The following is a 12195-nucleotide window of genomic DNA, read 5'->3' as shown; positions in this document are numbered from 1 at the left end:
GCCATGCACCACCGCACCCCCGCCGTGTCCCGGCGCACCGTCGCCAAGGCCGGGGCAGCCGCCGGCCTGGCCGTCCTGTTCGGTGCCGCGGCCGCTACCGGCCGCGCCCAGGCGGCCACCCGGATCGGCCCTCGCACCTTCGACGTGACGGTCGCCTCCGCCGCCCTGGGCCGCAGCGCACCGGTACGGCTGATCCTGCCGACCGGATTCGACTCCCAGCCCGGGCGGACGTACCCCGTCCTGTACCTGTTGCACGGCGCGCACGACGACTACACGTCCTGGACGCGGGAGACGGACATCGAGGCCTTCACCGAGGGCCGCGACCTGGTCGTGGCGATGCCGGACGGCGGCCCCACCGGCATCCCCAGTGCCTGGCGCGGCGGCCCCGACTACGAGACGTTCCAGATGAAGGAGGTCTGGGCCCTGCTCCAACGCGACTACCGGGCCTCCGGGGTGCGGGCCGTCGCGGGCGTCTCCACCGGCGGCTACGGGGCCATGGCGCACGCCGCACGGCACCCGGGCGCGTTCACCGCCGCCGCGTCCTACAGCGGCATCCTCGACACGACCGCACCCGGCGTCCCCCACATCGTGAACGCCATCGTCGCCCGGGAGAACCTGCTGCCCGCCTCGCTGTGGGGCGGTACGGTGCTGGATCTGCTCACCACCTGGCGGGACTTCAACCCGCGTGCCCGCGCCTCGGGGCTGCGCGGCACCGCTCTGTACGTCTCCAGCGGCAGCGGGCTGGCCGGTGGCGGCGGTGAACCCCTGCCGGAGGCGCTGGAGAGCGCGCTGTGGCCGTCCGCCCACGCCTTCACCGGCGAGCTGGCCCGGCTACGCATCCCCGCCACCACCCACTTCTACACGGGAGGAGAGCACAACTGGACTTACTGGAAACGGGAGTTCAGGGCATCATGGCCGATGCTCGCCCATGCACTGGGCCTGCCGGAGTGATGTCGGTGCCGACGGGGCACGGAACGGAGCGCAGGGGACGGCCGAACACCGGACAGCTCCCCCGCCCCACGGGAAACAGTCCGCGGGTGAGTCGCTTCCGGGTGAAAGGAGTGTCCGCGATGGCTGTCCCCACCCCGCACGGTGTGCCGGAGGGTCGCGTGGCCGCATCGGTGCCGCCCGATCTGGCCCAGCTGCTGCGCGCCCAGCTCGAGACCGTCGCCGACGAGGTGGAGGCCGAGGTCCGCAGACAGGTCCCCGAGTACGCGCGGCCGTCCGACGGGGCGTACGTCAGGAACCTCCGAGCCGGGGTCGTGCAGGCGCTGACGCTGTTCGTCGAGCACATCGCGGACCCGCGCAGCCAGGGCGACGGGATCGCCGCGACGTACTACGAACTGGGGCGTGGCGAGGCGTTGGAGGGTCGTAGCCTGGACGCGCTGCAGTCCGCGCTGCGCGTCGGCGGGCTGCACGCCTGGCGGCTGATGGGCCGTACGGCGGAGGAGCTGGGGCTGGACTCCACCGTGGTCGCGGCACTGGGCGAGCTGGCGTTCCGGACGGTGCACGAGGTCGCGGAGGCCGCCGCGGCCGGGTACGCGGAGGCCCGGCTGCGCAGCACCGACGAGGTGGAACGGCGTCGCCGCCGGCTGCTCGGTCTGCTGCTGGGCGACGGTCCCGTGTCGTCGGAGGCGGTGCAGGACCTGGCGCACGGGGCACGGTGGCCGGTGCCGCGGCAGGTCGCCGTCGTCGCGCTGGCCGCCGGCCCGGACCAGCGGGAGCAGGACCGGCCGCTGGTCGCGGCGGGTGCCCTGGTGGACATGGAGTCGCGGCCGCCGCGCCTTCTGGTGCCGGACCCGGACGGTTCCGGGCGCTTCGCCGGTCGGGCGTTCGCCCTGGCGTTGCGTGGCCGACCGGCCGCGATCGGTCCGACGGTCCCCGTCACGGAGGCCGCCCGGTCCTTGGAGTGGGCCACCCGGGCGCTCGGGCTGATGGGCCGTGGCGTTCTGCCCCGCCAGGGCGTGGTGCGGTGCGCCGACCACCTCTCGACGCTGCTGCTGCACAACGACGAACCGCTCCTCGCCCAGTTGCAGTCACGCGTCCTCGGTCCGCTCGACTCGGTCTCGGCGGGGCAGCGCGCCCGGCTCGCCGAGACACTGCTGGCCTGGCTGCTCAGCGGCAGCAACGTGCCCGACGTCGCCGTCCGGCTGCACATCCACCCGCAGACGGTCCGCTACCGCCTGCGCCAGCTGGAGAAGCTCTTCGGCGACGCCCTGCACGATCCCGACACCCGCCTGGACCTCATCCTGGCACTGCGCGCCGAGGCGCTGCGGGACCGGCCGTAGAGATTTCCCGCCCACTCATGTCGGAACAAAAACACGGGGCACTTCTGCATTTCTGTCCATAACACCCCGTCAGGAAAAGCGAATACGTTCGGGACCGTCCTTTCACGCAAGCGCTTCACGCGCCCCACACGCGGAGGATCCCCATGCGTATCCGCTTGTGCCTCGCCGCGCTCTCGCTGGTCGGCGGGGCCGGACTGGCCACCCTCTCGGCACCCGCGGCATCGGCCGCGGCCTGCACCGACATCGACGTCGTCGCGGCTCGCGGCACCTTCGAGCCGGGCACGCTCGGCTTCATCGTCGGCGACCCGGTGTATTCCGCACTGCAGAAGAAACTGAGCGGGAAATCCCTGTCCAGCTATGCGGTGAACTATCCTGCCGATCTCTCCCTGACCTCGGCCGCGCAGGGCAATGCGGACCTGGTGAACCACGTCCGGAGCCAGGCTGCCGCCTGCCCGAACCAGCGGTTCGTTCTCGTCGGCTATTCGCAGGGCGCGAACGTCGTCGACAACTCCTTGGGGATCAGCAGCGACGGCGCGGTGGTCGGCAGCCGCATCGTCGCGACCATTCCCGCCGCCCTCGAACCGAGAGTCTCCGCGGTGCTGCTGTTCGGCAACCCGATCCGGGCCATCGGCAGGAGCGTCACCGGCACCTACCAGAGCCGCACCTTCGATGTCTGCGCGAAGGGCGACCCCATCTGTGAGAGCGGCGGGAACGACGTGGGGGCGCACCTCGGGTACACCGCGAACGCCGACGCGGCCGCCACCTTCGCCGCGGGCAAGGTCTGAGCCGGGCGACACACAGGGCCGGGCCCGGGAGGAGGTCCTCCCGGGCCCGGCCGTCGTGTGGAGAGGGCTATCGAGGGGATGCGGCGAACCGCGCGAGATGGGTGGAGACGATCTCGGGGCGGCCGTTGTTCTGCTCGGGAGCAGCGGTCAGCACATCGAGGTGCTGGTAGCCGTCGGCGACCACGGGGTGCAGATCGGACGGGATCCGGCCCGCCAGCAGTCCGTCACCCGCGAGGACCGTGAGCGCCGGGTTGGCCGTGAGCCCCGCGGGGTGGACGACCAGGCGCTTCACCTGCGGAGAGGTGGCCAGCTGGAGGTCGGTGACCAGTTTGGTCGGGAAGTACTGCTCGGTGAAGTCCAGCGGTTGCTCGGCCAGGCTGCGGGCCAGTTCCCGCAGGTCGGTGACCTCCTTCCCGGCGGCCGTGAACGGCGTGCCGTCCGCCGACCGGTACACGGGGTCGTCGCTGTCGCCGACGCGGTCGTAGTCGCGCCAGGTGTACAGCGGCCCGTGCGGCTGGTCGGGGATGGCCTTGTACTCGGTGCCGTACAGACCTGTCGGCTGTGAACTGCCGTTGGCGGCGGGGAAGTTCTTGTCGGCGATCGGTCCGCCGTCGAAGAAGCCGACGCTGGTCTGCAGGAAGGCCAGCGGTACGGACTGGTCGTCCATCAGAGCTCCGAGCACCGCCGCATTGCTGAGCCGGTAGTCCTTCACCGCGGGGGAGCCGGTGAGGAACGTCGCGGTGTCCTCGGAGAACAGGAACCGGTTGGTGGCCTCGATGTTGGTGTTGGAGGGCAGGTAGCGGGGCAAGTCGGCCTCGCCGTCGGCGTCCTGGAGGGCGCCCAGACCGGCGATGGCGAGCAGCATCATCGTCTCCGGGTTGAGCAGCACCGGCGCGGACAGGGTCCGCGACAGTATTCCGCTGTCGAGGCCGGCCTGCACCGCGCCGTAACCGAGCCCGATGTCGGGCAGGTTGGTGTCGTCGGGGATGCTGCCGCTCAGGTCGGCCAGTGTCGTGGAGACGGTGGTGTCGAGGGCGAAGTAGCCGGCGCACTGGTTGTATCCGGCGTCGGTCGTGGTGGCGCGGTTGCCGTCGAAGTCGGCGGCGGCGAAGTAGCCGGTGATCACACCGCCCAGCGAGTGCCCGCCGCACAGCACCTTCTGCTTGCGCAGGCTCTGGTCGGGCAACTCTGCGGCGAGCAGGTCGTACTGGTCCCGTACGGTCTGCTCGATGCCGAGCTTCGCCATCCAGCCCAGCTTGTCGTTGCCGACGAACCCGTCGAAGGTCCGGCCTCCCACCTCCTTGTCCCGGTAGTAGTAGTCGACGGCGGTGTGCTGGTCGCCGGACGCTATGCCGGTACGGTCCTCCAGGCAGTTGGAACGCCGGTCCAGGGCCCAGAACTCGATGTGCTGTCCCTGTTCGGCGGCCCGCGCGACGGTGTTGCGGGCGACGCTGTCGAAGGCTCCGGCGCCCTCCAGGATGCCCGGCTGGGCGATGAGGATCCGGTCGGCGTCGGCCGACGCGGCGGGGCCGTCGGCGGCGCGGTAGCGCAGATACGACAGCCAGTCGCACGCCTCGGGTCGGGCCCCGAACGACGCCGGCAACGGCACCTTGACCCGTACCGCCGACTCGCTGACCTCGGTGACCGGGGACGTCGATGTCACGGGCGTCTCGGTCCGGGCGCCCGCGGCCTGGGAGTGCGGGGCGGCGGCCGTGAGGGTTCCGGCAGTGAGCAGCACCGCCAGCGCGGCGCTCCGCCACGTTCTTCTTCTGCTGCGGCTCGTGTCCATGGCCGGACGGTAGGACCGCGGACGCCGTGTGCTCAGGCGGTGCTCACAGGTTTGCAGCTTCCCGGTGGGGCTTTGTCACCGGATCACAGGGCGGAGTGCAGTGCCCGGATCGAGGCGGGCCCCGCGCAGTTCGACACGGCCCGGCCCAGGAGGTTGTCAGGGACATGCGGGCGCCCTACAGTCCGTCAGAAACAGCCTATGGGAGCGCTCCCATACGACGCTCCCGTATATGGGGAGGCGAAAGCTCCCCGAAGCCCCTCTGTCTCCGGCCGTACCTCCGAAAGAGGCCCCGCATGCGACCGTTACCGCACTTTCCCCGTACCGTGCGCGGCACGCTGGGCGCGATCGTCACCGCACTCGCCACCGTGGTGGCGCTCTTCGCCGCCACGCCGCAGGCTCAGGCCGACACCACGGTCTGCGAACAGTTCGGCTCGACCGTCATCCAGGGGCGATACGTCGTCCAGAACAACCGTTGGGGCACCAACGAGCCCCAGTGCGTCACCGCGACCGACACCGGCTTCCGGATCACCCGGGCCGACGGTTCCGTGCCCACGAACGGCGCGCCGAAGTCCTACCCGTCCCTCTTCAACGGCTGCCACTACACCAACTGCTCGCCGGGGACCAACCTCCCCGCGCAGCTCGCCCGCATCTCCAGCGCGCCGAGCAGCATCTCGTACGGCTACGTCGGCGGCGCCGTGTTCAACGCCTCGTACGACATCTGGCTGGACCCGACGCCCCGCACCGACGGCGTGAACCGGACCGAGATCATGATCTGGTTCAACAAGGTGGGCCCGATCCAGCCCATCGGCTCGCAGGTCGGCACGGCCACCGTCGGCGGACGGACCTGGCAGATGTGGTCGGGCAGCAACGGTTCCAACGACGTGCTGTCCTTCGTCGCCCCGTCGGCGATCGGCAGCTGGAGCTTCGACGTGATGGACTTCGTCCGGCAGGCGGTAGCCCGCGGACTGGCGCAGAGCAGCTGGTACCTGACGAGCATTCAGGCGGGCTTCGAGCCCTGGCAGAACGGCACGGGGCTGACCGTGAACTCGTTCTCGTCGACCGTCAACACGGGTGGTGGACCCGGTGGCCCGGGCGGTGGCACGACCTGCGAGGTCTCGTACACCACGAACGTGTGGCAGGGAGGCTTCACCGCGAACGTCACCGTCGCCAACACCGGTTCGGCACCTGTCGACGACTGGCACCTGGCCTTCACCCTGCCCTCCGGCCAGCGCATCACCAGCGCCTGGAATGCCTCTGTCTCCCCGTCCACGGGATCTGTCACGGCGAGCGGCCTGACGCACAACGCGAGCATCGCCCCCGGCGGCAGCCAGACGTTCGGGTTTCAGGGCACCTACAGCGGCGCCTTCGCCGTGCCGGGCGGGTTCAGCCTGAACGGAACCACCTGCGCCAGGACGTGACGTGACCGGCGCCGGACGCTTCCGTGCCGCCCGGCGCAAACTGCAGGATGTGCCCCATGCCCCTTACGGCCCGCGGTGCGCGGCGCGCCATCAGGATCGCCCTCAGGCCCCGCGGTGGGGAGACGGATCACCGACCCCGGCGGCCGGGTCAGCCCTCCGGCCGTCGCGGGTGTCGCTTCCGCACGCGGCTGCTCCATCTGGTCACTTCGGTGCCTCCCTGTAACGGGGAGGTGGACGCCGCCCCGTGGCGGGCCGGACCGCCTCGGCAGTTCGGCCCGGCCTGTCCGCTCGCGGGTCGGCGGTGGGTCCACAGAATGCGGCCGGCGACCGTCTTGGGCCGCTTCGGTCGCCCGGGGTCTACGCCGTCGCTCGGCGCCGTGGCAGACCAGGGTCTCGGTCGGACTCGTGGAGGTGACCATGCCCGCCGGAAGCGGTCGATGATGACGAAGTCGTTGAGCTCGATGGCCGCCTCCGCATGGGACTTGGGCCCTCATCCCGCCGAACCGTGTCGGCCAGGCGGACTCTGCGCAGTGTCATCGGGGCGACGAGCCGTCGAGGCGGGCGAGGGCCCGATCGGCGGACAGCTGCGCCTTGAGCCAGCTCCTGAGGTCGGCGGCCAGGGCCTGTGGGCCCACGCCGCAAATGCCGTCGAGCGGGCCGCGGCCACGTCGCGGGGGTCGGCCTTGGGTGCGTCGACACCCGCCGCCATGTCGGTGGCGGGCCGCCCGCCAGGGGTCTGTTTCTCGTGGTTTGTGCTCGGGCGCGGTCAGATGTCAGCCGGGCAGCCGGTTGAGCTTGCGGATCTGCTTGTCGAAGACCCCGGCAGGAGCGAGGCGGCGCAGTGTGCTGGCGCGTCCGGCCAGGGGGCCGGCGGTGTAGCGCAGCTTCGGCTTGGGGTCGGTCGCCGCCGCGACGATCACCTTGGCGACGGTGGCGGGGTCGTCGCCGTCCTTGATCGCTGTCTCCATCATGCGGTCGAAGGCGCGCCGCTGGTCCGCGTAGACCTGCAGGGGTGTGTCGGGCCGCGGGCTGTTGGCCTCGAATCCGGTGTTGGTATAGGCGGGTTCGACGAGAAGTGCCCGGACACCGTGCCCGCGGACCTCGTGGTCCAGGGACTCGGAGTACCCCTCGATCGCATGCTTGGACGCGGCGTAGACGGCCATGTAAGGCGAGGGGAGGAAGCCGACCACGGAGGAGAGGTTGATGATGCGTCCGCGTCCCCGGGCGCGCATGTGCGGCAGGACTGCCTTCACCATGCGCATCACGCCGAAGACGTTGACGTCGAAGACGGCCTGGGCCTGTGCGACGGAGTTCTCCTCGACCGCGCCCATCAAGCCCATACCGGCGTTGTTGACCAGGACGTCGATCCGCCCGAACCGGTCGACCACCTGCTGGACCGCGGTGGTGGCCGACGCGTCGTCCGCCACGTCGAGGTCGAGGAAGGTCACACCGTCGAGCGGGGTGACGCGGGACGTGTCGCGGCTTGTGCCGACCACGTCGAACCCCGCTTCGACCAGCGCGAGCGCGGCCGCCTTCCCGATGCCGGATGACGCACCCGTCACGAGTGCCACCGGCCGATACGTGCTCATCATGTACTCCCTGCCCCAACGAGAAACCGATCGGTTTCCATTCACCGTAAACCGATCGGTTTCCGGGTGCAAGTGCGGGGGCAGGATTAGCGAGCAGGAGACGTCAGAGCGTCATCCGCGCGGCCATCGCTGATGCAGATGCGGATACAGATGCAGGAACTGATCAAAACCTTGAGCCAACGGCTTCCCTCCGACCGCCGGGAAGTAAAGCCGCGATCCGTCGGAGGTGCCTCGACTACCGAAGGCAGGCGTTACCCCTGAGAGTGCATCAGGTCGCCAACCTGCTCGCACAGGCGATGCGTCATGAGATCGCCCTGCGCGACGGCACACGACGCGAACACGGCAGATCAACTACGCGTCCCTGACGCCCTCCGACTCCAGCGGCGCATCCCAGACACCATGACCAGCACGAATCCGACCACAACACCGGCGATCAGCAGCCTGCCGTCGCACCAGCATGTCAACTGGCGCAGCGGGTCACAGTCTCCGCCGGGGACCGGCCCTGCCGCGACTGCTCTGCGATTGGCACTCAGCGCGAGGGCGGGACGGAGATGGCCATCACCATCGCCGTCGGGGTGTCACCGTCGTTGCTGTAGGTGTGGGGAGTGCCGGCTTCGAAGGAGGCGCTGGAGCCCGCCGGGACCTGGAATGTGGTGCCATTGACCGTGAGGGTCAGTTCGCCAGCCGTGACGTGGAGCAGCTCGACCGTGCCCGGGGGATGCGGGTCGGAGGAACTGCTGTCGCCGGGCATCAGCTGCCAGTCCCACATCTCCAGGGGGCCGGGGGCCTCGGTACCTGCGAGGAGGCGGTTGTAGCTGCCCGCAGCGGTGTGCCACAGCCGTACGGCCTGCTCGGCAGGGACGATGCGGACTGCGGGCCCCTGCGCGTAGTCGAGCAGGGTGGTGATGCTGACCCCGAGGGCGTCGCCGATCTTGACCACCGTACCGATGCTGGGATTGGTGCGGGCCTGCTCGATCTGGACGATCATGCCGCGGCTGACACCGGCCCGGGCGGCGAGCGCGTCCAGGGTGAGATTGCGCGCGGCGCGCCAGTGCCTGACGTTGCCCGCCAGGGACTGGGTCAACTGATCAAGGTCCGACACGTTTCACCCACGAAATAGTCTACTATTTTGAACGGTGTATCCAATGTGTTGCACTACACTGCACTGACTTGACCGTTCACTCTACTGTACTGCGAGGCGTGTTGTGACGGCGCTGTTTGCCCTGGCCACCAGTGTCCTGTACGGGCTGGCCGACTTCGGCGGCGGGCTGCTGACGCGTCGCATACCCGCGCTCACGGTGGTCGTGGTCTCGCAGCTGATCTCCGCGGTCGTGCTCGGCCTGATCGTCGTCACCACCGGGGCGTGGAGTGAGGCAGGGCCGAAACTGTGGTTCGCCGTCGCGGCCGGACTCGTGGGACCGGTCGCCATGATCGCGTTCTACCAGGCGCTGGCCCTGGGGCCCATGGGCGTCGTCTCACCGCTGGGCACCCTGGGCGTGGCCGTCCCCGTCGGCGTCGGACTCGCTCTGGGCGAGCGCCCCGGCCTGGTGACGGTCGGAGGCATCGTGATCGCCGTCACGGGCGTGGTGCTCGCGGGCGGACCGCAACTCAAAGGTGCTCCGGTGCAGCGCCGGGCCATACTGCTCGCCCTGGTGGCCGCGCTGGGTTTCGGCACGGTCTTCGCGCTGATCGCCGAGGCGTCGACGACCATCCCCGGGCTCTTCCTCGCCCTGTTCGTCCAGCGCGTCACCAACGTGATCGCCGGCGGCGCCGCACTCTGCGTCTCAGTGCGGCGCGGCGCCCCCGCGCTGCCGGACGCCGGCTTCCCGTGGGCCTCCGTGCCGGCCCTCGCCTTCGTCGGACTGGCCGACGTCGCGGCCAACGGCACCTACTCGATCGCCGCTCAGCATGGTCCCGTCACGATCGCCGCCGTGCTGGCATCGCTGTACCCGGTGGTGACCGCACTGGCCGCACGCGGCTTCCTGCGCGAGCGGCTGCAGGGGCTGCAGACGGTGGGCGCGAGCCTGGCACTACTCGGAACAGTACTGCTGGCCACCGGATGACCCAGGGGCCCGATCAGCGTGACGGACATCCAGACAAGAACCACACAGGAGCACACATGATCACCCGCAGTGACATCACTGAGGCGCTCGACGCGGCCGGCATCGCGTTCTCGCTCGTCGAACACGAGGAGGCCCGAACGACCGCAGAGGCCGACGCGTTCATCGAGGGGTACGAAGGAGTACGGACGAAGAGCCTGTTCCTGGTCAACCGCAAGCGCACAGCCCAGTACCTGCTGATCATGGATGACCAGAAAGACCTCGACCTGAGCAGGCTGGTCAGAACGCTCGGCGAGAACCGGCTGTCGTTCGGATCCGCGGAGCGGCTCTCGGCCGCGCTCGGGCTCGAGCCCGGCGTGGTCTCACCGTTCGGCCTCATCGACCCGGACCACCGCGAGGTGTCGCTGCTGTTCGACACCGAGATGCTCCAAGAGGACATCCTCACCTTCCACCCGGGGGACAACAGGGCAACGATCTTCATCGACACCAAGGACCTGCTCGCGTTCCTCGGCGGACTCGGTGTGGAGTACCGGACCATCGAAGTCTGAGCCCCGGTGACGCCGGAGTTCAGCAGCCGTCGATCGGGCGGAGAGGGTCGTCGACGCAGTTTGTCGCCAGCCACTGCTCGACGGCGGTGATGTGGGAGATCGTGCGGTTGCAGCACGGACGCGGCCAGTCCGGTCACCTGGGGTTCGAGCGGCACGTCCCTGGGAGACGTCCGCTGCGAAGTGGCGGTCAGGGCCCGCACGGCTTCGCGCAGCGAGTTGCGGGAGAGGCGCCGAGCTGGCCGGCGAGGACACCTTCCTTGGGGAGGCGGGAGCCGGGCACGAGTTCGCCGGCGACGATCATCGCCTTGATCTTGTCCATCGCCTCGTCCGTCAGTGCCATGGCGGTGCCTCTGTGTGGGAGGTGGGTGGGTCCCGTCGCGCTCCACCGACCGAGGAAGCTTCATGACCGTGTCTCTCTTCATGCAGGGCGGGGAGACCGTCGGCGAGGCTGAAGGGGCGTACTCGCCTGCCGGTTACCGAGACGTGGAGGTCGCACGGCCGCACTGCGCGAGGCGCGTGCGCGCACAGGACCATGCGGATGATTCATCCGATGTATCTCGGACGTCGAGGGCGTTACGAGGCTGTTGTCGGCGTTGACAGGAGTGCGCCATCGCAGGTGTGCATGACGGCCACCCGCAGGGCGGCACGGGCCCGGCTGGGCGTCAGACGCCCGACGGACCATCTCCTTTCGCGAACAAACCCGCTCATATTGACCGTGCAGGCGGGACACAACCGCCAACAACGAAGAAATACATCCGAGGTCTCCTTTGTCTGCGGGTCCTTCTGCGTTTACAGTCGCCATGCCGCCATTCCTCCGATGACTGTGAAGAGGGCTTCGAACCCTCCGCAGGTCCCGCTCATGGCATCGACGGCGGCGCGGCCCGTACGGCCGGTCTCCTCACGTACCACCGACGGCAAGGGAGTTGCCCAGTGAAACTGCTACGAGTCGGCGCGCCCGGCGAGGAGCGGCCCGCTGTCCGCACCGACGACGGACGGCTGCTGGATCTGTCCTCCGTGGCTTCCGACATCGACGGCGCCTTCCTCGCCGGGGGCGGTGTCGGACGGGCCCGAGCGGCGGTCGCGGGGGGCGAGCTGCCCGAACTGGAGACGGAGGGTCTGCGGGTCGGCGCACCGGTCGCGCGCCCCGGCAAGGTCGTCTGCGTCGGACTGAACTATCGGGACCACGCCGCCGAGACCGGTGCACAGATCCCGCTGCGTCCGGTGGTGTTCATGAAGGACCCGGGCACGGTCGTGGGCCCGTACGACGAGGTGCTGATTCACGCTGGGCCGGCCGCCGCGCGGACCGTGATCGCCGGCTACGCGGTCAGCCACGACGTCTCCGCACGGGAGTTCCAGCTGGAGTACTCGCCGCAGTGGGACCTGGGCAAGTCCTGCGAGACCTTCAATCCCCTCGGCCCCTGGCTGGTCACCGCCGACGAGGTCGGCGACCCCCAGAACCTCGGGCTGCACCTGAGCGTCAACGGCGTGAAGCGGCAGGGCGGCCACACCAGCGACACGATCTTCCCGGTCGACCGCATCGTGTCGTACCTGAGCCAGTACATGGTTCTCGAGCCGGGCGACGTGATCAACACCGGTACGCCCGCGGGCGTGGCCCTCGGCCTGCCCGGCACCCCGTTCCTGCGTGCCGGGGACCGTGTCGAGCTGTCCGTGGACGGGCTCGGCAGCCAGCGCCAGACCTTCTGCCAAGCGTGAAAGGC

At 69.9% G+C, this 12195-nt stretch carries 10 protein-coding genes and 1 pseudogene; 7 read left to right on the top strand and 4 right to left on the bottom strand.

What is annotated here, in order from left to right:
* The first annotated feature begins 3 nt into the window (after positions 1–3).
* From NW895_RS33370 to NW895_RS33360, 3 genes are all read left to right on the top strand, one after another.
* Positions 4–951 (top strand): alpha/beta hydrolase family protein, encoded by a 948-nt coding sequence (locus NW895_RS33370; RefSeq protein WP_289940464.1) that lies wholly within the window; start codon positions 4–6, stop codon positions 949–951.
* A 119-nt stretch (positions 952–1070) separates the two neighbouring features.
* Positions 1071–2288 carry a PucR family transcriptional regulator gene (locus NW895_RS33365; protein WP_289940463.1) on the top strand — a complete coding sequence of 406 codons (1218 nt, stop codon included), beginning with the start codon at positions 1071–1073 and terminating at the stop codon, positions 2286–2288.
* A gap of 143 nt (positions 2289–2431) precedes the next feature.
* Positions 2432–3073 (top strand): cutinase family protein, encoded by a 642-nt coding sequence (locus NW895_RS33360; RefSeq protein WP_289940461.1) that lies wholly within the window; start codon positions 2432–2434, stop codon positions 3071–3073.
* Between the two features lie 67 nt (positions 3074–3140).
* Here NW895_RS33360 and NW895_RS33355 read toward each other — a convergent pair whose 3' ends face one another.
* Entirely contained in the window at positions 3141–4862 is a 1722-nt protein-coding gene (locus NW895_RS33355; protein ID WP_289940460.1) for a hypothetical protein, read from the bottom strand.
* A gap of 293 nt (positions 4863–5155) precedes the next feature.
* Between NW895_RS33355 and NW895_RS33350 the strand changes: the two genes are divergently transcribed.
* Positions 5156–6280, top strand: a complete 1125-nt coding sequence (locus tag NW895_RS33350) for a cellulose binding domain-containing protein (RefSeq protein ID WP_289940459.1) — start codon at positions 5156–5158, stop codon at positions 6278–6280.
* A gap of 773 nt (positions 6281–7053) precedes the next feature.
* Here the strand turns inward: NW895_RS33350 and NW895_RS33345 are convergent.
* Both NW895_RS33345 and NW895_RS33340 read right to left on the bottom strand, forming a co-directional pair.
* Positions 7054–7869, bottom strand: coding sequence for an oxidoreductase (locus NW895_RS33345; protein WP_289940458.1), 816 nt, complete (start codon positions 7867–7869; stop codon positions 7054–7056).
* A 529-nt stretch (positions 7870–8398) separates the two neighbouring features.
* Positions 8399–8971 (bottom strand): XRE family transcriptional regulator, encoded by a 573-nt coding sequence (locus NW895_RS33340; protein ID WP_289940457.1) that lies wholly within the window; start codon positions 8969–8971, stop codon positions 8399–8401.
* Between the two features lie 103 nt (positions 8972–9074).
* Between NW895_RS33340 and NW895_RS33335 the strand changes: the two genes are divergently transcribed.
* Both NW895_RS33335 and NW895_RS33330 read left to right on the top strand, forming a co-directional pair.
* Complete coding sequence (locus tag NW895_RS33335; RefSeq protein WP_289940456.1) at positions 9075–9932, top strand: EamA family transporter; 858 nt, start codon at positions 9075–9077, stop codon at positions 9930–9932.
* Between the two features lie 56 nt (positions 9933–9988).
* On the top strand, positions 9989–10477 hold the full coding sequence (locus NW895_RS33330; protein ID WP_289940455.1) for a prolyl-tRNA synthetase associated domain-containing protein: 489 nt from the start codon (positions 9989–9991) through the stop codon (positions 10475–10477).
* A 185-nt stretch (positions 10478–10662) separates the two neighbouring features.
* On the opposite strand, the pseudogene NW895_RS33325 reads toward NW895_RS33330, so the two are convergent.
* Positions 10663–10817, bottom strand: a pseudogene (locus tag NW895_RS33325) (GntR family transcriptional regulator); the annotation flags it as partial.
* Between the two features lie 590 nt (positions 10818–11407).
* Between NW895_RS33325 and NW895_RS33320 the strand changes: the two are divergent.
* Positions 11408–12190, top strand: coding sequence for a fumarylacetoacetate hydrolase family protein (locus NW895_RS33320; protein ID WP_289940453.1), 783 nt, complete (start codon positions 11408–11410; stop codon positions 12188–12190).
* Positions 12191–12195: the final 5 nt, after the last annotated feature.

The organism is Streptomyces sp. S.PNR 29, from assembly GCF_030386795.1.
GTDB lineage: Bacteria > Actinomycetota > Actinomycetes > Streptomycetales > Streptomycetaceae > Streptomyces.
Note: the sequence above shows the minus strand (reverse complement) of the source record. Positions and strands in the feature narration are given on the sequence as shown.